This is a genomic window from Shewanella woodyi ATCC 51908 (genome assembly GCF_000019525.1).
Lineage (GTDB): Bacteria > Pseudomonadota > Gammaproteobacteria > Enterobacterales > Shewanellaceae > Shewanella > Shewanella woodyi.
The window spans coordinates 4,360,099-4,383,420 of the sequence record NC_010506.1; the positions used below are offsets into that span (position 1 = coordinate 4,360,099).

The 23,322-nt window shown below is 43.2% G+C and carries 18 protein-coding genes; 3 read left to right on the plus strand and 15 right to left on the minus strand.

Annotation, left to right across the window (positions count from 1 at the left end):
- Position 1: 1 nt before the first annotated feature.
- The 3 genes from secD to greA form a co-directional block, all read right to left on the minus strand.
- The gene (secD, locus tag SWOO_RS18390; protein ID WP_012326169.1) at positions 2–1,816 is read right to left on the minus strand and encodes a protein translocase subunit SecD; all 1,815 of its coding nucleotides are present in this window, start codon (positions 1,814–1,816) and stop codon (positions 2–4) included.
- Between the two features lie 194 nt (positions 1,817–2,010).
- Positions 2,011–2,496 (minus strand): hypothetical protein, encoded by a 486-nt coding sequence (locus SWOO_RS18395; RefSeq protein ID WP_012326170.1) that lies wholly within the window; start codon positions 2,494–2,496, stop codon positions 2,011–2,013.
- A gap of 167 nt (positions 2,497–2,663) precedes the next feature.
- Positions 2,664–3,140, minus strand: coding sequence for a transcription elongation factor GreA (gene greA, locus SWOO_RS18400; protein ID WP_041417788.1), 477 nt, complete (start codon positions 3,138–3,140; stop codon positions 2,664–2,666).
- A 355-nt stretch (positions 3,141–3,495) separates the two neighbouring features.
- Here greA and SWOO_RS18405 point away from each other — a divergent pair, with 355 nt between their 5' ends.
- A complete protein-coding gene (locus SWOO_RS18405) occupies positions 3,496–4,155 on the plus strand; it encodes a TorF family putative porin (protein WP_012326172.1) in 660 nt (219 codons plus the stop codon).
- 59 nt (positions 4,156–4,214) lie between these two features.
- Here the strand turns inward: SWOO_RS18405 and SWOO_RS18410 are convergent, their stop codons facing one another.
- The 8 genes from SWOO_RS18410 to dnaK form a co-directional block, all read right to left on the minus strand.
- Entirely contained in the window at positions 4,215–6,533 is a 2,319-nt protein-coding gene (locus SWOO_RS18410; RefSeq protein WP_012326173.1) for a methyl-accepting chemotaxis protein, read from the minus strand.
- 132 nt (positions 6,534–6,665) lie between these two features.
- Complete coding sequence (carB, locus tag SWOO_RS18415; protein ID WP_012326174.1) at positions 6,666–9,884, minus strand: carbamoyl-phosphate synthase large subunit; 3,219 nt, start codon at positions 9,882–9,884, stop codon at positions 6,666–6,668.
- A gap of 20 nt (positions 9,885–9,904) precedes the next feature.
- On the minus strand, positions 9,905–11,062 hold the full coding sequence (gene carA, locus SWOO_RS18420; RefSeq protein ID WP_195742812.1) for a glutamine-hydrolyzing carbamoyl-phosphate synthase small subunit: 1,158 nt from the start codon (positions 11,060–11,062) through the stop codon (positions 9,905–9,907).
- A 176-nt stretch (positions 11,063–11,238) separates the two neighbouring features.
- Complete coding sequence (dapB, locus tag SWOO_RS18425; RefSeq protein WP_041417791.1) at positions 11,239–12,051, minus strand: 4-hydroxy-tetrahydrodipicolinate reductase; 813 nt, start codon at positions 12,049–12,051, stop codon at positions 11,239–11,241.
- A gap of 95 nt (positions 12,052–12,146) precedes the next feature.
- A complete protein-coding gene (locus SWOO_RS18430) occupies positions 12,147–12,764 on the minus strand; it encodes an FKBP-type peptidyl-prolyl cis-trans isomerase (RefSeq protein WP_012326177.1) in 618 nt (205 codons plus the stop codon).
- Positions 12,765–12,850: 86 nt separating this feature from the next.
- On the minus strand, positions 12,851–13,651 hold the full coding sequence (locus SWOO_RS18435; RefSeq protein WP_012326178.1) for a M48 family metallopeptidase: 801 nt from the start codon (positions 13,649–13,651) through the stop codon (positions 12,851–12,853).
- A gap of 311 nt (positions 13,652–13,962) precedes the next feature.
- Positions 13,963–15,099 carry a molecular chaperone DnaJ gene (gene dnaJ, locus SWOO_RS18440; protein WP_012326179.1) on the minus strand — a complete coding sequence of 379 codons (1,137 nt, stop codon included), beginning with the start codon at positions 15,097–15,099 and terminating at the stop codon, positions 13,963–13,965.
- Between the two features lie 113 nt (positions 15,100–15,212).
- Positions 15,213–17,135, minus strand: coding sequence for a molecular chaperone DnaK (dnaK, locus tag SWOO_RS18445; RefSeq protein WP_012326180.1), 1,923 nt, complete (start codon positions 17,133–17,135; stop codon positions 15,213–15,215).
- Between the two features lie 344 nt (positions 17,136–17,479).
- Between dnaK and SWOO_RS18450 the strand changes: the two genes are divergently transcribed.
- Positions 17,480–18,400: a DMT family transporter gene (locus tag SWOO_RS18450; RefSeq protein ID WP_012326181.1), complete on the plus strand. Its 921-nt coding sequence runs from the start codon at positions 17,480–17,482 to the stop codon at positions 18,398–18,400.
- A gap of 343 nt (positions 18,401–18,743) precedes the next feature.
- Here the strand turns inward: SWOO_RS18450 and SWOO_RS18455 are convergent, their stop codons facing one another.
- The 4 genes from SWOO_RS18455 to SWOO_RS18470 form a co-directional block, all read right to left on the minus strand.
- Positions 18,744–19,409, minus strand: coding sequence for a hypothetical protein (locus SWOO_RS18455; RefSeq protein WP_012326182.1), 666 nt, complete (start codon positions 19,407–19,409; stop codon positions 18,744–18,746).
- Positions 19,410–20,277: 868 nt separating this feature from the next.
- Complete coding sequence (locus SWOO_RS18460; protein WP_012326183.1) at positions 20,278–20,814, minus strand: hypothetical protein; 537 nt, start codon at positions 20,812–20,814, stop codon at positions 20,278–20,280.
- 582 nt (positions 20,815–21,396) lie between these two features.
- Positions 21,397–21,693, minus strand: coding sequence for a hypothetical protein (locus tag SWOO_RS18465; RefSeq protein ID WP_012326185.1), 297 nt, complete (start codon positions 21,691–21,693; stop codon positions 21,397–21,399).
- A 129-nt stretch (positions 21,694–21,822) separates the two neighbouring features.
- Positions 21,823–22,035: a hypothetical protein gene (locus SWOO_RS18470; RefSeq protein ID WP_195742813.1), complete on the minus strand. Its 213-nt coding sequence runs from the start codon at positions 22,033–22,035 to the stop codon at positions 21,823–21,825.
- 617 nt (positions 22,036–22,652) lie between these two features.
- Between SWOO_RS18470 and SWOO_RS26385 the strand changes: the two genes are divergently transcribed.
- Complete coding sequence (locus tag SWOO_RS26385; protein ID WP_267864800.1) at positions 22,653–22,787, plus strand: hypothetical protein; 135 nt, start codon at positions 22,653–22,655, stop codon at positions 22,785–22,787.
- Positions 22,788–23,322: the final 535 nt, after the last annotated feature.

Genomic DNA, 23,322 nt, shown 5'->3' on the forward strand with positions numbered 1-23,322 from the left:
ATTACACCCTCACATCACGGCTAAAGTCGCGCCCATACTTCCAGTTAATTAGTGCCCTTGAGGCAAAAATTCCCGTAAACATACTGGTCAATAGCCCTAAACCTAAAGTAAGAGCAAATCCTTGAATTGGCCCATTACCAATGGAATAGAGCACCACAGCTGTGATCATAGTGGTGAAGTTGGCATCGAAAATAGTTGCAACTGCACTGTCAAAACCTCTATCAATTGCATGGGCAAAGCCCCTCCCCTCCTGCAATTTATCTTTTATCCGTTCAAAAATAAGCACATTAGTATCAACGGCCATGCCTACTGTTAATACCAGCCCCGCGATACCCGGCAGTGTCAGCACTGCACCAGGAATAAGGGCAAGCAGACCAAACAGAATAACCATATTGGCAAGCAGCGCGACATTCGCAACCCAACCTAAACGGCGATACCAAAGCCCCATGAAAAGTAACGTCATCGCCATCCCTAAAGCTAAAGCGGAGAAGCCATTTTCAATATTCTCAGCCCCTAAACTCGGGCCTATGGTTCTCTCTTCGACAATGGTGACAGGAGCTGTCATAGAACCAGCTCTAAGCAACAAAGCTAACTGCTGCGCCTGAGCATAATCTCCCGCACCTGTGATACTGAAACGATCACCTAACTGAGATTGAATCGTTGCCACACTGATGATATCTGTGGTTTGCCTCACCTTTCCCTGCTCATCACGGCTGTATTCGCTGTATGAGGTGGCCATAGGTTTACCGATATTGTCACGGGAGAAATCAGACATGAACTTCCCACCAGAGCGGTCAAGATTAATGACCACCTCAGACATTCCCATTTCACCTAAGCTGGCTCTGGCATCGACAATATGCTCCCCACCTAAAACAGGTTTACGAGCGACATAAACAGGATTTCCTGAGCGCTCTCTTAAAATTTGAGCGTTAACAGAGCCCTCCTGCTTAACCTGATAAAATGCCAAACTTGCTGTTGCTCCGATGACATTTTTCGCCGCCGCTGGGTCTTGAACACCCGGTAACTCAATTCTGATCCTGTGCTCACCTTGTCGCTGCACTAAAGCTTCAGTGATCCCAAGCTGCTCAATACGGCTACGCATAATCTGCAGATTTTGTTTTACCGTCAGATCTCGAATCTTAATCTTTTCATCGGCTTTGATATCCGCTTTTAGACCCGAGTTGTCTGAGTTTGAAACTTGCCATGTTGGATAGTTGGTTGCGATAAACTGTCGAACTTTTCCTTTATAATCTGAATTAACTAAATTGATAACCACATTGGAATCGGCACTTTGATGAACTGTTACCCTAGGGATCCCCTGTTGACGGGCAAACTGCCTTACACTGTCAATAAAGGCGTCATAATGGAGTTGGTAAACAGGTTCAAGTTCAACATCCAATAGGAATTGCACTCCCCCCCGAAGATCTAACCCAAGCTTAATTGGCCTAACCCCTAAAGAGAGTAACCAATCAGGCGCCGCTGGTGCCAAGGCGAGCGTTAATGCTGATGTATCCTCAATATAACTGCTTAATAAAGCTTTCGCTTTGCTTTGCTGGCTATCATCAGCTAGGACAATAAGGGTTTTATCACTATTGTGATCAATGCGCTTAACCTCAATATCATCACTTTTAAGCACATTGTTAAGCTGTAGAGGTGTTAAATTTAACTTCGCTTTAGCGCCAACCTCAATGGCCGCATCTTCGCCATACAATGTAGGTAATGCACTCAGTAACATGACAATAAAAGTCACGACTAACACCACATACTTCCATGCAGCGTAATGGTTTAATACTTTACTATTAGTCTGTTTTCTCATAGTTAACTCTTAATACCAGTCAATATAAGAAGCTGATCTGCTCTCGCTGAGCGATCAAACCTTTATACTGATTGGTATATTTATAATTAATACAGATATCGAGCCCAAACACAGGTATGCGAAATCATACCTTTAACGTAAATTAGGCCTGAAAATGTCAGTAGATAGACGCCATGAAATATGGCTAGAGAAACTTAACTAAGTGAGCTTGTTTGTGAAAAACGGTAGAGGAGATTTGTCTCTTTCCAACCAGAAAGCCGAGATGGCTTTTTACCCATATGCAGAGACCAATCTAAAGATTGAGCAAAATCGATTCGATAACCTATGGTAAGAGAGAGCGCTAAAGGTGGAGCAAACTCAAATGCAAGACGGTAATCAGGCTCATTTTGAAGAGGATCATGCTGAGCAAAACTGATAAGACGCTGTGAAATCAAGGGGACGAATTTTGAGTCTTTTTGATCATCTTTTACCGCTTTATTTGAAACTGATGGCTTTTGAGGTAAAAGAGGAGTTTCAAGTAGAGAAGTGAAACCGAGATCTTGCGTTGATGCTGGTGAAATACTTAGTTCATGAACAAATTGAGTACCTTCTACTTTCTGGAAGTCATGGGCAAACGCTGGAGAGGTAAAAAAAACTCCAAGAAAAAGCCAAATAAAAACCAAACGTAAAAAAGTGTGCACTCATAAACCTAAGTAACTTCGATAACAGAGATACTAGAGCTTAGTCTTGATAGATACAAATTAATTTTTATATATCTATCTCCTCTCTTTCCTTACCTAAATCTGCAGATATAAAAAAGCCGCTATTATCGAAGCGGCTTTAGTCAAAAAGAGTAACAAATATATCGTTAGATATACTCTACTGCGGTGATCTCATACTCTGTCATACCGCCAGGGGTGCTAATAGTCACCTCATCGTCGACATTTTTACCAATCAGACCACGTGCAATAGGTGAGCTAACTGAAAGGAGATTTTCCTTAATATTAGCTTCATCATCACCGACGATTCTATAAGTTGTTTCAACATCGGTATCGATATTTAAGATAGTCACAGTGGTACCGAAAATAATACGTCCCGTATTCTGCATCTTAGTCACATCGATGATCTGAGCATTTGATAGCTTACCTTCAAGATCACGAACGCGAGCTTCACATAGCCCCTGCTCTTCACGCGCGGCATGGTACTCTGCATTTTCTTTCAGATCGCCAAGCTCTCTCGCCTCACCAATTGCTTCTGCAATTTTAGGGCGCTTCTCAAACTTTAAATAATCTAACTCTTTACGTAGTTGATCTGCACCAACAATAGTCATTGGGACCTTATTCATAATACTCTTTCGTCTCCTTTTAAAACAAAAGCAGCCTATGCTGACCAATTTAAGGCCAACACAGTAATAATCATTTATCTTGGAATAGCCCCATTCTATACATAGAGCGTCCATGACGCCAGTGGTGAAAAAGCCAAGCAAGCTAACCTTTCGCACAATTTCGAATTAATTTTTCCCAAGCAGCCAGAAAAAACTCATCAAAGTATTAATTTCAAAACTAAAACAGAACCCAGTCGCCTGCAAACTCTGGGATTTACACTAGACTTCTAATGAACAGTAAATGTTCTAGTTAGCTGAAATCTGGTCTTTAATTCAAATTTCGCTAACCAGAATACAAAAAATATAGGAAATGAGAATGAAGATGAAAAAATATCTCTGCATCGCCTTAGGGCTTTCTGCAGCATTTAACTACTCCTCCCTTGCTCATGCAACTGAAGGATTATCGGCTAATATCGGTGTTACCAATAACTACGTTTGGAGAGGCGTCACTCAAACAGATGATAAACCTGCTGTTTCTGGAGGGATTGATTACGCATCAGAGATGGGCGTCTATGTTGGAACCTGGGCATCTAATGTAGATTTTGGTGATGATGCCTCAACCGAGTTAGATCTCTACCTAGGTTTTGCTAATGATGTAGGTGAATTCAGTTATGATTTTGGCTATGTCTATTACGGTTATCCCGATGGCGATGAACTCGACTTCGGTGAAGTATATGGCTCCCTTTCCTGGAACTTCCTCTCAGTTGGCGTATCAACAACCGCCCATTCAGATTGGTCATCAGATTTTGGCGATGATATCTATGTTGAAGCTAATCTGACCTTCGAAATATTAGGTGACGTTGAATTAGGGCTACATGCAGGTAGTTATAATTTCGATGATGGTCTCGACTATCAAGATTATAATATCAGTCTTAGTAAGAGTGGGTTTAGCTTTATGCTGAGCCAAGTGAGCGAAGATGAGATTGATGATGATTACAAGGTCATCATTAGTTTTACTCACGAAATCGACCTTTAAAGCAAAACTCAAAGAATAAAGAGGCCATTAGGCCTCTTTATCTTCTGACTTTCAAATACCTATAATTTAAACTCTCTCATCCTCTCCTCTAGGCTAACAACGAGAGAGCTTAAATTGTGCACATCATCTTTACTTAGCTCTGCTTTACTTGAGATATTTTGTGATGTTCCAGCTATTTCAGTGATGTTCTGATTTATCTCGCCCACCACTGAACTTTGCTCCTCTGACGCCGTAGCGATCTGCATGTTCATATCACTTAACTCAGATATCAAGGCCAATACCTCTGAAAGAATTTTACGGTTATCTTCACAAGCACCGATACTCGAGTTTGCCATCTGGCTCGATGATGTCACCATCTTGACAGTCGTTTCCGTCTCTTGTTGCAAAGAGTTAATCTTCTCTCTAATATCCTCTGTCGATTGCTGGGTTCGTGACGCTAATGTTCTTACCTCATCCGCGACCACTGCAAACCCTCTTCCCTGCTCGCCTGCTCTTGCAGCCTCAATTGCAGCATTAAGTGCTAGCAGGTTCGTTTGCTCGGCAATGGCTTGGATAACATCGAGGACTGAACCTATCGACTCACTCTCTTTAGCCAATTTGTCAATTGAAGCTGAGGCTAAGTTCATCTGTACATTGAGCTCAGACATATCGCTCTCTAGCCGCTCAGCAACATGGCTTGTCTCTTGACATTTATTTTCGGTATCCCTTACTGAATCTGAAGCATTGGCTGCATTTTTTGCCACCTCTTGAATCGTCGCAAGTAGCTGATTTGTGGCTACTGCAACACTATCGGCATTATTTGACTGCATCTGAGTTTGCTCGGTCGTTTCACCAATATTCACCAGCATCTTTCCCGTTGAATCTAACAGTGTTGCAGCCAACTCTTCAACGCTATTTAAGACCTCTTGCAGTCCCTGCATTAACTGATTGAACGATGTCGCTAACGAGAACAACTCATCATTGCCTTGGTAATTAATTCGCGTTGTCAGATCTTTCTCATCGGCAACTTTATTCACCTGAGAGATAAAATTGTTGATTGGGTTTGATATGCCACGGCCAACTAAAAAACCAGCCACTAAGGTCAAAGGCAATAAGATAAGAATGATAACCGAGATAACCTGCCATATGGTCACCAGCATCTCATCTTTATCTTTCATCGCCTCTGCAACATCTATCTCACTTAATATTGCCCACTCAACCCCTTCAATCTCTAATGGAGCAAAGGCCGATAACACATCCACATTACGGTAATCTTTAATAGCCTTAATGTCTGTTTGCCCCGATAACGCCGCATTAGCCCCCTCACTCATCACTTCTTGGTAACCGATAGCGGAGCCACTGGCGCTGATTTTATCCACCACTTTAGGAGCCGTTCCCGCTGCAAGTAGGGCTTTAAAGTACCCCTCTTGATCATCAAGTAAAAAGCGGCTCTGACTTCTAAGCAGATTATCACTTCCGACCAGATAGGTCTCTCCAGAGGAGCCTAGCCCCATCTTGGCCCACTCACCTTTAAAGGTCATCAGGCTATTAATCTCATCAATAGGCATTTGAAACACTAAGATCCCCAGCTTTTTTCCCTCGCTTGAATAGACTGGAGATGAAATAAATGCTGCTGCGGCTTCATAGGAGGGAAAGTAAGGTTTAAAATCAACCAGAAATGTCTCATTTTTATCTGCACTTGCATTTGCTAACCTAAATGCCTCAGCTAAGCCAGTCTCTTTATAGGGGCCACTTAAAAGGGAGGTTGCAAAGTCCAGCTCTTTAAAAACAGAGTAAACAACATAGCCAGTTTCTGGCTCGATAAGAAAGATGTCATAAAAACCAAATGCTTCTAGGTATTGATTCAGATGGGGATGGTACTTCTTATGTAACTCACTGTATTTGCTTCCATCATCTGCTTTAACCAGCTGATTTTTACTGCCCAAAGGATGTGAATTACCACTAATATAGGCGTGCTGTATTGATTTACTGTTATCGCTTAACTGGTCGAGTTTACTGGTCGCACTGGCGGTGCTGGATGGATTTTGTGACAGGTATTCCTCATCAAACATCTGGGTGTAATACCCAGTTAACTCGCCAGCCTCTTTAAATGATGTTTCATCCTTATATCTAAAGAATGATTGCGGGATCTCCTCCATCATATCCATCACCATACGATCATTTGAAAGCGTTGTGATCTCCTTAACTATGGTAGAGAAATAACGTTCAATCCGGTTCTTTTGCATCTCTCTGATAGCAACAAGTTGTTCAAAAGCTCTTTTTTCCAAAGCATCTGAAGCCACAGAGGAGGATTTCCACCCTACCAATGACCCTGCGGTAAATATGCCAATCCCTGACAATAAAACAGTAGCTAGAATAATTTTACTCGAGATTTTCATACTAAATCACCAACTGGTCACATTGATTATCTTTAGTCTAGTCGATATAGAAAAACTCGCTCTTTAGTTGAAAGTTTTACGAACAAAAACAAAAAAGGCCGCATATGCGGCCTTTTTACAGAGAAAGTAAAACTACTTAATCAATCTGTGTAGTTCTTGAACTGAATTCACATTGGTTCTGTCATCTGCCGCGTGAGCCATACAGGTAGCAAAAGCAGCATTTAGAGTCGTTGTATAATTCACTTTATAACGCAATGCACCACGACGAAGCTGGCGAGAATCTTCAATCGCCTGACGTCCTTCGGTTGTATTAACGATATAGGTGTACTCATCATTCTTAATACGGTCAAGAATATGAGGACGACCTTCATGAACCTTGTTAACCAAACGAGGATTAATGCCCGCTTCACCAAGTACAACCGCTGTTCCGTGAGTCGCATCAATCTCATAACCTAAAGCGATTAACTTAGCCGCTAGGTCGACAACACGTGCCTTGTCACTGTTACGTACAGAAAGCAGTGCACGACCAGACTTAGGCACTTCACAAGTTGCGCCAAGCTGAGCTTTTGCATAGGCTTCAGCAAATGTCTCGCCAACACCCATCACTTCACCCGTTGAGCGCATCTCAGGGCCAAGCAGAGGATCAACACCAGGGAACTTGTTAAATGGCAATACCACCTCTTTTACAGAGTAGTAAGGTGGGATCACTTCTTCAGTAAAGTTCTGCGACTTAAGGCTTTGACCCGCCATCACACGTGCTGCAATTTTAGCTAAAGGAACACCAGTCGCTTTGGATACAAACGGCACAGTACGGGCAGCACGAGGGTTGACTTCAATCATATAGATCTCATCATCCTTCACTGCAAACTGGACGTTCATCAAGCCAATAACCCCTAGCTCCATCGCCAGCTTACCTACCTGCTCACGCATGCGGTTCTGGATATCGTCACTTAAGCTATATGGCGGCAGTGAACAACCTGAATCACCAGAGTGGACACCAGCTTGCTCAATATGCTCCATGATAGAACCAACAACAACAGTTTCTCCATCACATACTGCATCGATATCGATCTCAATCGCGTTATCAAGGAAACGGTCAAGAAGTACAGGTGATGAGTTAGAAACACTGACCGCTTCATTGAAGTAACGACGCAGGTCTTGCTCGTCATACACGATCTCCATTGCGCGGCCACCCAATACATAAGATGGGCGAACAACCAATGGATAACCGATACGCTCAGCAGAAAGCACAGCACCTTCAACGGTTGTGACCGTATCATTTTCTGGCTGCTTCATACCAAGACGCTCAATCGCTTGTTGGAAACGTTCACGGTCTTCGGCGCGGTCAATAGCATCAGGGCTAGTACCAATAATCGGTACACCTGCGGCTTCAAGCTCACGAGCTAGTTTAAGAGGTGTCTGACCACCATACTGAACAATCACGCCTTTTGGCTTTTCGATGCGTACTATCTCAAGCACATCTTCAAGGGTAACTGGCTCAAAATAGAGTCTGTCAGAGGTATCGTAATCTGTTGATACAGTTTCAGGGTTACAGTTAACCATGATGGTCTCGTAACCATCTTCACGCAGCGCTAAAGCAGCGTGAACACAACAGTAATCAAACTCGATACCTTGACCAATACGGTTAGGACCGCCACCTAAAATCATGATCTTGTCACGATTTGACGGAGCAGCTTCACACTCCTCCTCATAGGTAGAGTACATGTAAGCTGTGTCAGTCGAGAACTCTGCAGCACAGGTATCAACTCGCTTATAAACTGGGAAGATCTCATGTCTTTGACGCATTTTACGCATCTCAGACTCACTGATCCCAAGCAGGTTAGATAAGCGAATGTCAGAGAAACCTTTGCGCTTTAGCTGTCGTAGGAATGTGTTATTCATTCCTGACATACCAGACTCTTTCACTTGATCTTCAAGCTGCAACAGATCTTGGATTTGAATCAGGAACCAAGGGTCAATCTTAGTTAAACCGAAGATATCATCGATAGATAAACCAGCGCGGAATGCATCGGCAATGTACCAGATACGATCTGCGCCTGGCTCCTGCAGTTCATGGCGAATACGCGCCATCGAATCCGCTTCATCGATGTCGATAATCGGGTCTAAACCATTCATGCCAACTTCAAGACCGCGTAACGCTTTTTGCAGAGACTCTTGGAAAGTACGGCCAATGGCCATCACTTCACCTACCGACTTCATCTGAGTCGTTAGACGGTCATTTGAACCAGCAAACTTCTCAAAGTTAAAGCGTGGAAGCTTAGTCACTACGTAATCGATAGCAGGCTCAAATGATGCAGGTGTATTACCACCAGTAATATCATTCTTAAGCTCATCTAAGGTAAAACCGACCGCTAGTTTTGCAGCGATTTTTGCAATCGGGAAACCCGTTGCTTTAGAAGCGAGTGCTGATGAACGTGATACACGTGGGTTCATCTCGATGATAACCATACGGCCATCTTTTGGATTAATACCAAACTGGACGTTCGAGCCACCCGTTTCAACACCAATCTCACGAAGCACTGCAAGCGATGCATTACGCATCAACTGGTACTCTTTATCAGTCAGAGTTTGTGCTGGGGCAACAGTGATTGAGTCACCGGTATGCACACCCATAGGGTCAAAGTTTTCAATTGAGCAGACGATGATGCAGTTGTCATTGCGATCACGAACCACTTCCATCTCATACTCTTTCCAACCGATTAACGACTCGTCGATGAGTAGTTCACTGGTTGGCGAAAGTTCAAGACCTTGAGAACAGATCTCCTCAAACTCCTCCTTGTTATACGCGATACCACCACCGCTACCACCCATGGTAAATGATGGGCGGATAATACATGGGAATCCAAGCTCAGCCACAACAGCATTCGCTTCATCCATACTGTGAGCGATACCAGCGCGTGGACATTCAAGACCAATCGCCTTCATAGCTTTATCGAAACGACTACGATCTTCAGCCTTATCAATGGCATCAGCTGTCGCGCCAATCATCTCGACGTTAAACTCTTCCAGTACACCTTTGCTCTCAAGCTCAAGGGCACAGTTCAGTGCAGTTTGACCACCCATGGTCGGCAAAATCGCATCTGGACGCTCTTTTGCAATAATGTTACGAACAACTTCCCAATGGATCGGCTCGATATAGGTCGCATCAGCCATCTCTGGGTCGGTCATAATGGTTGCAGGGTTAGAGTTCACCAGGATAACTCGATAACCCTCTTCGCGCAGCGCTTTACACGCTTGTGCACCAGAGTAATCGAATTCACATGCCTGACCGATAACAATCGGACCAGCACCTAGGATAAGAATACTTTTTATATCTGTACGTTTTGGCATTGCTTAAACCTTCTCCCTGACTACTTGGCGTTCTGACGATACAATTCGATAAGTTCAATAAAGTGATTGAACAAAGGTGCGGCATCATTTGGACCTGGACTTGCTTCAGGGTGACCCTGGAAGCTAAATGCAGGCTTATCTGTTAAATGAATACCTTGCAGAGAGCCATCAAACAGTGACTTATGTGTCACCTTGATGTTAGCGGGCAAACTAGTCTCATCAGCAGCAAAACCATGGTTTTGACTGGTGATCATCACATTACCTTGCTCTATATTGCTCACAGGGTGGTTTGCACCGTGATGACCAAACTTCATCTTCAAAGTCTTAGCACCTGAAGCCAAAGCCAGTAACTGGTGGCCTAGACAGATCCCAAATACTGGGATATCTGTTTTCAGAATCTCTTGAATTGCTGCAATAGCGTAATCACATGGCTCTGGGTCACCAGGACCATTTGACAGGAAGATCCCATCAGGATTCATCGCGAGTACTTCAGATGCTGGTGTTTGAGCTGGAACGACAGTCACATCACAACCACGGTCAACTAGCATACGCAGGATGTTACGTTTTACACCATAGTCATAAGCAACAACTTTATATTTAAGATCAGACTCTGGTGAGTCATCAGGTAAACCACCGACTAAACGCCAGCTTCCGTTGCGCCACTGGTACTGAGTGTCAGTCGTGACCTCTTTAGCTAAATCCATGCCTTTTAGACCAGGGAAAGCTTTTGCTTCTGCAAGCGCTTTCTCTACGTCTTGCTCACCAACTAGGATACACCCAGCTTGTGCGCCTTTTTCTCGTAGAATACGGGTTAACTTACGCGTATCAATATCAGCTATACCAACAATGTTATTGGCTTTAAGGTAGTCACTGAGGGATTGTTGATTACGGAAGTTACTGGCAATTAAAGGAAGATCTCGAATGATTAGACCACAGGCATGAACTGAATCAGATTCTGTGTCTTCGTCATTGGTTCCAGTATTACCAATATGAGGGTAGGTTAAAGTTACAATTTGGCGAGAATATGAGGGATCAGTAAGGATCTCTTGGTAACCTGTCATTGAAGTGTTAAAAACAACTTCACCAACAGCATGTCCATCGGCACCAATAGCTATGCCAGAGAATACAGTTCCATCTTCGAGTACGAGTAAGGCAGACTTTGTCAACGCGACCTCCAAAAAGAGCCAAGCCACTAAAATATAATGTTTTTTCTTGCTTTTAAAATACCAATATCCGTTCAAATACGAAATTTTGACAAATTCGGACAAGCATATATGAATTAGCAGGCTTGGTCTATATATTTAATTTTTTTAATATGAAAAAAAATCGCCAAATAGACGATTTTTTAAAATAACTACTTCAGTCCTAAGACTTGCTGCATATCGTAAAGACCAGCATCTTGCTCAACCAGCCAGGAAGCAGCTCTCATTGCTCCATTGGCAAAGGTCATCCTGCTTGAAGCTTTATGGGTGATCTCAATTCGCTCACCAATATCGGCGAACAGGGCTGTGTGCTCACCCACGATGTCACCAGCACGTATGGTTGAGAAACCTATGGTTTGACGATCACGCTCACCGGTTATCCCCTCACGACCATAAACTGCGCACTTATCAAGGTCGCGGCCTAAGGTTTCGGCAATCACCTCTCCCATCTTAAGCGCTGTGCCCGATGGGGCGTCTTTCTTATATCTATGATGACCTTCGATAATCTCAATGTCGGTGTAATCTCCCATCACCTCTGCTGCAACCTCAAGCAGTTTCCACAGTAGATTAACGCCGACCGCCATATTAGGAGCCATCACCACAGGTGTCTTTTCAGCATACGCTGAGATCTGTTCTTTTTGAGAGTGATTAAAACCAGTTGTTCCGATAACAATCGCTTTACCATGTTTGGCACACCAATCTGTATGCACCAAGCTCGCCTCTGGAGAGGTAAAGTCAATTAGGACATCGAAATCATCAACCGCAAGATCTAATGAATCAGTAATAGGTACATTCATCGAACCGACACCGGCAAGTTCACCAGCATCGACACCAATTAAGGTGGAGCCAGCTCGCTCAATAACGGCACCCAAATAGATCATAGGTTGCTGCCTTGCGGCTTCAATAAGAGTTCTACCCATGCGACCACTGCCACCAGTAATTGCGACTCTTACTTTTTCACTCATCATAAACTTCCTCAGATAACCCTTCTCAATACACAAAGTCTTAGCACTAATATCTCTGCAAAAAAAAGCCTAAGCATTAGCTTAGGCTCTTAATATTACAGAATATCGAGTAACTCGACTTCAAATACGAGTGCCGAGTATGGCGGGATTGAAGCACCTGCTCCACGCTCGCCGTACGCTAGGTGATGTGGAACATATAACTTCCACTTAGAACCAACTGGCATTAGCTGAAGTGCTTCAGTCCAACCAGCAATAACACCCGATACTGGGAATTCAGCAGGCTGATCACGAACAACAGAGCTATCGAACACATCGCCACTGATGAAAGTACCGTGGTAGTGAGTACGAACAGTCGCATCTAGGCTTGGCTTATCACCAGTACCTTCGGTGATGATCTCATACTGTAAGCCAGACTCTAATGTCTGAACGCCATCACGCTTAGCATTGTCAGCAAGGAATGTTTCACCTTCAGCTGAGGCAGCTTCAGCGGCAGCTTCCTGTACCTTTTGAATGCGCTGGCTGATCTCAGTAAATGCAACCTGAAGATCTTGCATAGCAACTTGACTCTCTTTACCGTCAAATGCATCAGATAGACCTAGCTGTACAGCTGAGATATCGATACCTTCGAAAGAGTTAGCAGCTAGCTGCTCACCAAGCTGGCGACCAACGCCATAACTTGCTTGCGCTTCAATAGTAGTAAACTTGTCAGACATAATGATTCTACTCTCAATGATTCAAATTAATTTTTCGCGCGACAGTTTAACATAGTTAAAAAGAGTGATCTTGATATCCTTAATATTTATTTCGTCTTTTGACAGCGATTTTGTACTTGACCTTTACTTGCCTGATAAAGAGGCATGACTTGAGACTGCATTTGAGTCAACTCATCGATTCTATGACCGTGGGATGGGTGAGTAGAAAGTAACTCTGGGCCCTGTTCACCACCTTGTTTTGCCATATTTTGCCACAGCACCATGCTCTGGCTCGGATCAAACCCCGCTCTTGCCATCAACTCAACGCCCATCACATCAGCTTCACTCTCCTGCTCGCGGCCATAGGGAAGAATAAAGCCCACTTGAGTCCCTAAACCTAGAGCTGCCATATAAAGATCTTTATTACTCACACCACCAGCACCCAATGCAACATCAGCCAGTTGCATCCCCGTACCTGTCAACTTGGCGCGAGAAACCTGCTCATTACTATGATTAGCCAATACATGGGCTACTTCATGTCCAATCACCGTCGCCAACTGGTCTTCATTTGCTGCGACCTTTAATAGGCCGGTATAGACACCGATATGACCACCAGGTAGTGCAAAAGCATTCACCTGATCTGACTCAAACACTACCACATCCCATGGAAGGTTAGATTTAGGCAGTACGCTTGTTATTCTGTTTGCCACACAATCCACATAAGCATTAAGTTTAGGATCTTGACTCACCTTCTCCTGCTTTTTTATCTGATCAAATGAGCTTGCACCCATCTGATCTATCTCTTGGGAGGAGAAAAGTAAAATCTGATTTCGTCCCGTAGGAGATTCCGTAGTGACACAGCCTGTTAAGGCTAAAGTTGAAAGAAATAACACTGGTAGTAATTTCATCGGGTGATAATCCTTTATATCAATAGGTCTAGATGCTAGGTACTAGGTTAGATCACTAGCTGATTCTAAGTTCTAGGCTAGATTATTAGCTGGTTCTAGGTTCTAGGTTCTAGGTTCTAGGTTCTAGGCTAGATTCTATCAAACTTTTATTAACTTTTACCTATACATTAATACAGCAAGTTACTTCATAAGCCGGAAAACGATGACGTTAAACACGCTGACCTTCTTTTACAGCTTAATCCCACAAAAAAGCCCCGTTTGCGTTAGCAAACGGGGCTTTATCAACTTTAATTTCGCTTTATGAATTAAAGTTAGCTATTTAAGTCTTGAAAAAACTTCTTCACACCATCAAAGAAACCTTCAGCTTTAGGGCTATGTTTCTTAGACGATGAACCCGCTAAGGTTTCATCAAATTCGCGAAGTAGCTCTTTTTGACGTTCGTTAAGTTTAACAGGCGTCTCCATCACAACTTTACAAAGTAGATCGCCAACCGCATGACTGCGAACAGACTTAACACCTTTACCGCGCATACGGAACATACGACCCGTTTGCGTCTCAGCAGGGATCTTAAGATTAACCTTACCGTCTAAAGTAGGAACCTCTATCTCACCACCTAGGGCTGCTTTACCAAATGAGATTGGCACTTCGCAGTAAAGGTTATTGCCATCACGAACAAAGATAGCATGCTCACGCACACTAACCTGAACGTACAGATCACCTGGAGGTGCACCAAACTCGCCCGCTTCACCTTCGCCAGATAGACGAATACGATCGCCATTATCAACCCCAGCAGGGATCTTAACTGAAAGTGTCTTGCTCTTCTCAACACGACCTTCGCCATGACATGAATTACATGGGTCTTTAATGATCTTACCGCGACCATGACAGGTCGGACAGGCTTGCTGAACCGCAAAGAATCCCTGACGCATCTGCACTTGGCCTTGACCATGACAGGTACCACAAGTGGTAGGCGATGTGCCTTTCTTAGCGCCGCTGCCATCACAAGTATCACAATGAGCCAAAGTTGGAATGCGTAGCTCTTTAGTCAAACCTTTAACAGCCTCTTCAAGAGAGAGTTCAAGGTTGTAACGCAGGTCGCTACCACGTGCTGCTTGACGTTGACCGCCACCACGACGTCCACCGCCGAAGATATCGCCGAACACATCGCCGAATACATCGCCGAAATCGGCATTACCACCGAATCCACCGCCACCGCGATTTGGATCAACACCTGCATGACCAAACTGGTCATAGGCGGCTTTTTTATCGCTATCAGTCAGGATTTCGTAGGCTTCTTTAACCTCTTTAAAGCTGGTTTCAGCAGCTTTATCTCCTGGATTGCGATCCGGGTGAAACTTCATGGCTAAACGCTTGTAAGCCTTTTTAATTTCACGTTCGCTGGCATCACGTCCAACACTTAGTACTTCGTAATAATCTCGCTTTGACATAATCTCACGCTTTCTTTGATGAAGTTGTAGCTGATCTCGTAGCTAATCTTGTGACAACGGGCGTTAGAGTTTCCCCTAACGCCCGTATTCAATAATCTAGGGGTTAGCCTCTATTATTTCTTGTCATCTTTTACTTCTTCAAACTCAGCATCAACAACGTCTTCATCTGGCTTAGCAGCTTGTGCTTCACCTTCTGGAGCTTGTTGACCTTGCTCTGCTTGTGCTTTCGCTTGAGCAATTTCCATCAGCTTAGAAGAGGCTTCCATCAACTCTTGAGTTGACTTCTCGATTGCTTCTTTGTCACTACCTTTAACAGCAGTTTCAACCGCTGACATTGCAGTTTCAATCTTCTCTTTATCTTCAGCAGGCAGTGCTTCACCAGCTTCTTCAATCTGCTTCTTAGTCGCGTGAACCATGCCATCTGCTTGGTTACGTGCAGTGACTAGTTCTTCGAACTTAGCATCTTCATCAGCATGAGCTTCTGCATCACGAACCATAGCTTCAACTTCTTCATCACTTAGACCTGAAGAGGCTTTAATGGTGATGTTCTGCGCTTTACCAGTTTTCTTGTCGGTAGCAGAAACATGCAAGATACCATCGGCATCGATATCGAATGCAACTTCAATCTGTGGCATGCCACGTGGAGCTGGCTCAATACCTTCTAGGTTGAATTGACCTAGAGACTTGTTACCGCTTGACTGCTTACGCTCACCTTGAAGTACGTGAATCGTTACCGCAGCTTGATTGTCATCAGCTGTAGAGAAAGTCTGTGAAGCTTTAGTCGGGATAGTGGTATTCTTCTCGATAAGCTTAGTCATTACGCTACCCATAGTCTCAATACCTAGAGACAGAGGCGTAACGTCAAGTAGAAGAACATCTTTCACGTCACCAGAAAGTACACCAGCTTGAACTGCAGCACCGATTGCAACCGCTTCATCAGGGTTAACGTCTTGACGTAACTCTTTACCGAAGAAAGCAGAAACTTCAGCACGTACTTTAGGCATACGAGTCTGACCACCAACTAGAATCACTTCGTTAACGTCAGAAACGCTAAGGTCAGCATCAGCTAGTGCAACTTTTAGTGGCTCAAGTGTACGAGTCACTAGATCTTCAACCAAAGACTCAAGCTTAGCACGAGTAACTTTAACCACTAAGTGCTTAGGACCTGATGCATCAGCTGTGATGTATGGCAGGTTCACTTCAGTTTGTGTTGTGCTTGAAAGCTCGATCTTCGCTTTTTCTGCAGCTTCTTTTAGACGCTGCATCGCTAATGGATCGTTACGCAAGTTCATGCCTTGCTCTTTTTCAAACTCATCAGCTAGGTACTTGATCAAACGGTTATCAAAATCTTCACCACCTAAGTGAGTGTCACCGTTAGTAGCAAGAACTTCGAAAGTCTGCTCGCCATCAACACTGTCGATTTCGATGATAGAGATATCGAATGTACCACCACCTAAATCGTATACAGCAACGATGTTATCGCCTTGCTTCTTATCGATACCGTAAGCAAGTGCAGCCGCTGTTGGCTCGTTGATGATACGCTTAACTTCAAGACCTGCGATACGACCAGCATCTTTAGTTGCTTGACGCTGTGAATCGTTAAAGTATGCAGGAACAGTAATAACGGCTTCAGTAACTTCTTCACCTAGGAAGTCTTCAGCAGTCTTCTTCATCTTTTTAAGGATTTCAGCAGAAACCTGTGGTGGAGCCATCTTCTTATCATGTGCTTCAACCCAAGCATCACCGTTATCAGCACCGATGATCTTGAATGGCATGATGTCAACATCACGCTGAACTTCGTCATCTTTAAAACGACGACCGATAAGACGCTTGATTGCGAAGAAAGTGTTAGTTGGGTTCGTAACTGCCTGACGCTTTGCAGGTTGACCTACTAGTGTCTCTTCACCTGTGTAAGCGATGATTGAAGGGGTAGTACGATCGCCTTCGGCATTCTCCAATACGCGCGCTTTGTCGCCGTCTAATACAGCTACGCAAGAGTTAGTTGTGCCTAAATCGATACCAATAATTTTACCCATTGTGGTGCTCCTGAAATCTTTTCTATATAAAAGCTAATTTTGTCATCTGATGGAGATATGGGGACGGACTAAACTAATTTCAAGCTAAAATATGAATGCTTAACTTAAAGCGCTAGCTAAGGTCCAAAATGTCTCAATATCTTTCCTTAACACCCTATATTGGGCCTCGGATATCGATTACAAGGGGCAAAGATACAAAAAAGATCTAAACCCGCATTTTTTTGATCTATCACTCACTCTTCACAACTCTACAATGTATAATGCATGCAATTAAGAGTAGTTGTAGTTCATGCAGATAAAAACGCGAGCTGCAACCCAGTCGTATCTTTAATAGAGTAAAAACATTGAAGCAATCTAATCAGGCTTACGTTTATGGCGTAGGTGCAATCTGTTTGTGGTCAACCGTTGCCACCGCCTTTAAACTGGCACTGGCACATTTCAGCCCTCTGCAATTAGTGCTAGTGGCTGTCACCACATCAATTATCGCCCTTGGACTCATTTTAGTCGTTCAAGGAAAGCTCAGCCTGATTAAGGCCCAATTTAAAGCTAGACCCTTTTTCTATCTTCAGACAGGATTAATTAATCCATTTCTCTACTATCTGGTGCTTTTTAAGGCTTATGATCTTCTCCCCGCCCAGCAAGCACTGTCTCTCAATTACACTTGGGCCATCCTTTTACCTCTTCTTTCTGTGCCTATGCTGGCACAAAGGCTTCGTAAAAGTGATATGGTCGCCGCCATCATCGCCTACTTTGGTGTATTCGTTATTGCCACCAACGGTAACCTTACAAGCTTTACGTTTGAGAGTGGCACTGGAGTAATGTTAGCGCTAACTAGTACCCTGCTCTGGTCTCTTTACTGGATAATCAACACCAAAGACAAGGGCGATCCTGTTGTCAGCCTGCTATTAAGTTTCCTTGTAGGTTTCCCCTTCATTCTTGGCACGCTGCTGCTGACGCAAGAGTTACCAAGCTGGGATCTAAAAGCAGTTGCAGCTGGCATTTATGTGGGACTGTTCGAAATGGGGGTCACTTTCGTACTCTGGTTAGTGGCGCTGAAAAAAGCCGATCGCACTGCCAGTATTAGCACCATGGCCTTTATGTCTCCTGTCATGAGTATCGGCTTTATCGCCTGGATTTTGCAGGAGGAGATAGCCCACTCCACCTACATAGGATTAGGCCTTATCCTATCGGCCTTAGCGCTACAACAACTATTGCCACTGCTCAACAAACTTAAGATAAAAAGTGGTACCAGCCACTCTCATTAATACCAATCAGTATAAGAAGTTGATCTACTCAGAGTGTCTTTTGGCAAACTAATTCAAGGCGAATGAATGATAGAATGGTTGTTCCCTTGTGAGTTCATTCAACGCAGAAGTAGGCAGCCAAAAACACTCCTTACAGGCGAATTTTAGCGGTGCTGATGCTGTGTTAACGAGCTTGACCGTAGAACAACTATGCTCTTCACTCGTTGTCTTGCCTCAGGACCGCTAAACTCTCGCTGAGCGATCAAATCTTTATACTGATTGGTATATATACCAGGTACAAAAAGTAGCAGACACAAAAAAGCCCATCGAGATGGGCTTTATTCGCTTAAAAAAAGTTTAAACCTTAATAGTGTTCAACTTCAATCTGGCCAACACCGACATTGACACTTAATTCGCCAAAGCCCGTGTTATCTTCATTATAGTAAGCTTGTCTAACAAAGTTACGGTCTATCGCAAGCGCGCGACCATCATCTTCAACACTGACTTCACCGACACCAGACTCAAGGGAGACAGAGTGATAGATAATACTGTGTTTAATCTGCGCATGACCAACACCTAGGTCGATATCCACATCACTCTCCATATTATTCACCTCTACCTGACCGACACCAACATTGAGATTAACCGCGGCCTCACGAGGTAGATAGATTTTCCACTCCTGCTTCAGATCGTCCTGATCGTTTAATTTCAGCGTAATGCGTTTCGATGCCTGATCAACGTCTAACTCAACATCTGCAAGATCTACACTATCCCAAAATGAAAACCAGCTGCTATCTGATTGAGACACAAGCACCTCAACTCTTATCTCTTTGTCATCGGTGGCAAACACTTCTGCCGAGCCAACATCCATATCCAACAGCACCTGCTGACCATCATAGCCATAGGTCTGAGATAAGCTTCTATCAGCTTCTGCTTGAACAGGCGTTATCGCCAAGGTTGAGAATGCAGCAGAGATCACCATCAAACTGCTAAGGGTGGCTGTGGTTATTTTCTTTATTAGCATGGTCATAATAGGGTCATCCTGTGATTTAAAATCCTGATATGAACTAGATAAAGCAAGAGATAGGCCAAAGTTGTAAACCACTGCTATTACAATGATATAAAGTAATTCCCTATTTAGTTAAATGTTGAGTTCACTAATTATTGGTTGTTTTTACCAACAGTTTGGTTACTTGTCTGATAACAAGTTTCAAATATCTTTTTGATTGGGTTCATTTGGCTAGTTTCGTACTTGGCTTATTTACTGAGTACCAAAGCTTCATTGGTGTTTATTGCTTGCAGCAGGCTTAAGTGCAAACACTTCTGCGACACGCTGTAAATATGTCCCTATACGCTCTGCGGTTTCATCCTTGATGTCGAAGGTCACAGCCGCGTTCACACCTGATTGTTTATCTCTTCGATTTAAGACCTAATGGTTAAACTCATTTTTGGACAAAAGTTTGCTGACTTGCCTGATAGCAAGTTTCAAATATCTTTTTGGTTGAGTTCATTGGACTGGGTTTGTGTTTGACTAGCTTGTTGGGAGTCACAACTTCATTGTTATCTATAGCCTGCGGCGGTGCTGTATATGGATATACGAATGTCGTGATCACACGGATGTGAGTGAACGACCTTAATGTGTAAACACTTCTGCGACACGCTGTAAATATGTCCCTATAAGCTCGACGGTGGCATCTGATGTGAATGGATTCACAAATGCCGTGGTGACAGGATGTCATAGAACGGCCTTGCCACCAACGCCCACAGCCGCATTCACACCTGATTGTTTATCTCTTCGATTTGATATTTTTGGACAAAAACACGTTAGAGTATCAACTATAGAGCGAATGGCTCTGATGAGAAAAATATCTCAACTTCCCTAATTCACTCCGACCCCTTTATCTTCTGACTTCACCAACACCAGACTCAAGGGAGACAGAGTGATAGATAATACTGTGTTTAACCTGCGCATGACCAACACCTAGGTCGATATCCACATCACTCTCCATATTATTCACCTCTACCTGACCTACACCAACATTGAGATTAACCGCAGCCTCACGAGGTAGATAGATTTTCCACTCCTGCTTCAGATCGTCCTGATCGTTTAATTTCAGCGTAATGCGTTTCGATGCCTGATCAACGTCTAACTCAACATCTGCAAGATCTACACTATCCCAAAATGAAAACCAGCTGCTATCTGATTGAGACACAAGCACCTCAACTCTTATCTCTTTGTCATCGGTGGCAAACACTTCTGCCGAGCCAACATCCATATCCAACAGCACTTGCTGACCATCATAGCCATAGGTCTGAGATAAGCTTCTATCAACTTCTGCTTGAACAGGCGTTATCGCCAAGGTTGAGAATGCAGCAGAGATCACCATCAAACTGCTAAGGGTGGCTGTGGTTATTTTCTTTATTAGCATGGTCATAATAGGGTCATCCTGTGATTTAAAATCCTGATATGAACTAGATAAAGCAAGAGATAGGCCAAAGTTGTAAATCATTGCTATTACAATGATATAAAGTAATTCCCTATTTAGTTAAATGTTGAGTTCACTAATTATTGGTTGTTTTTACCAACAGTTTGGTTACTTGTCTGATAACAAGTTTCAAATATCTTTTTGATTGGGTTCATTTGGCTAGTTTCGTACTTGGCTTATTTACTGAGTACCAAAGCTTCATTGGTGTTTATTGCTTGCAGCAGGCTTAAGTGCAAACACTTCTGCGACACGCTGTAAATATGTCCCTATACGCTCTGCGACATCATCCTTGATGTCGAAGGTCACAGCCGCGTTCACACCAGTTGTTAATCTCTTCGAATTAAAATTTACTTGTAACTCGATTTTGGACATAAGCCTGTTAGAACTGGGGCTCTAAAGGTGAGTAGTGTGATTAGTCAATCTATAGTGTTCGACAATGCAGTAACGCCTTGCAACATTTGCCAAAATAAGTATTGGCCTGCTTTTTAGGCCGATGCTTATTTTGGCAAATGGCTGAGCTGGTTATGTGTTTTAGTATATTGCAAGGGAACTCCCCTGCTCTAAAGCTTCATGGTAGTGACCCTGAAATTTCTTACCATTTTCAGTATTTAAGGACTCTACCTTTAGCTCATTGCCACTTAAATTCACAACATCCTCAAATCCGTACTTCTTGCACTCCGATTGCGCAATTGCAAAGTCTAACTCATTTGATTCTTGACGAATAAGCAAGATACATTTTACCTCTTTACCTATCTCAGGCGTTCGGTAGTCGTACTCTGAACTACCAATATATTTACCTTGAAAGCCATAAACAAAAACCTTAGACATATCTCTGCTCTAGTTGCACATAACGCCCTGCTAATAAGTGAACCCAGTGCTGGCGGGCGATTTGCGCAGCAAATGGCATGACAGTCTTGGTGAATCTGAATTTAGCAGCTTGTTATATGGACACAAAAACTACTGCTTATTTGCATTGCGATACTTCCAAAATGAGTAAGCCATGAGTACAGAAACAGTCATTTGAAATACTAAAAACGCAGAAATCACACCAGAAGCTTGTAGACTTCCCGTTGATATCCACTGAATTAGAGAAAGAGCACCTAAAGTTGCAACCAGAATAATTTCATAGATTGTAAAAAGGCGGATTAGAATCAGATTTCGCTTACTCACTAACTTTCCATGTCTATATAACATTTGTATACACGCCTTGCGCGTTTATCAAGTTAGACCAGTAAAAGTGTATGTGCTTAATCGTCTGATTTATAATCATTTACAACGATTAGTCTAAACACACCTTCTGGAAAAACGAGAATGCACACTTTGTTTGCCTCGTATCTCCTGCAAACCGAGCAAGCGCGTTTTTAGTTACTTGAATTTACATCTATTTCCACTCAATAACAAACCGTGAACTGATTGCGCAAAATTTAGAGATTTACCGCACCAAACCGATACTACTGTACATAAGTGCAAACACTGATGAACTTAGAGGTTATCGTTAGACGGAGTCCTTACCTTTCCTACTGATGAAAGAAGTGCTGAAAAAGAGGTCTGTGCTGCATAGGATGAATTGCTGTGAATAGCACATAAAGGGGCAAAAACCATTTGTAAAATTCTGCCAGTAAAGCCAAATCGAAGAGATAAATGATCAGGTGTAAGTGAGATCGAGGACTTCGATTTCAAGGCGAAGTTTCACTTTGTGAAACTCTTTGAGCGAGAGGTAGGGACACCGAACTGGCTGTTTAACATGGACTTTATTGGAAATCGCAGAGCGCCCAGGGATGACTCTTATGAAATCAAGAGCCAGCGTACCGAGAGATTACTTACACATAAGCACGCTGCAAGCGATAGATAACAATGAAGGTACGACCTTCAAACACAACACCAAGTATCAAACCAGCCAGAAGCTAAACAAGAAAATGTAATCAATCTCCATTCAAAGATAGTCCACCACGGAGAAGTGCAAAAACAAACTACAACATCACAAGCCAAACCGAAGCGATAGATAACAATGAAGAAACGACTCTCAAACACACTACTCAATGCCAACTAATCCAAAATCTTCAAGCAAGCTCCTACTTTTAGCAATAAGAGCAGTTCAGGATGACGAGTTAACACATTAGAAATGTAATCAGTCTTCATTCGAAGGCTAGCTAACTTTGGGGCAAAAATCATTTACGACCCCCAACAAGTAAAGCCAAATCGAAGAGACAAATGAACAGGTGTAGGTGCGGCTGCGAGTTTCGGTTTCAAGGATGAAACCGTAAAGCGGCCATGGATGGCTTCACAGCGTCTCGCAGAAGTAACTACACATTCCCCCGCTGGAGGCGATAGGTAACCATTAAGGTACGACCTTCAAACAGACCATCAAATAACAAAACACCAGAATATTAATCAAGAAATGTAATCAGCCTTCATTCGAAGGCTAACAAAAAATGTGTACTAGCGCTAAGTTCCGAA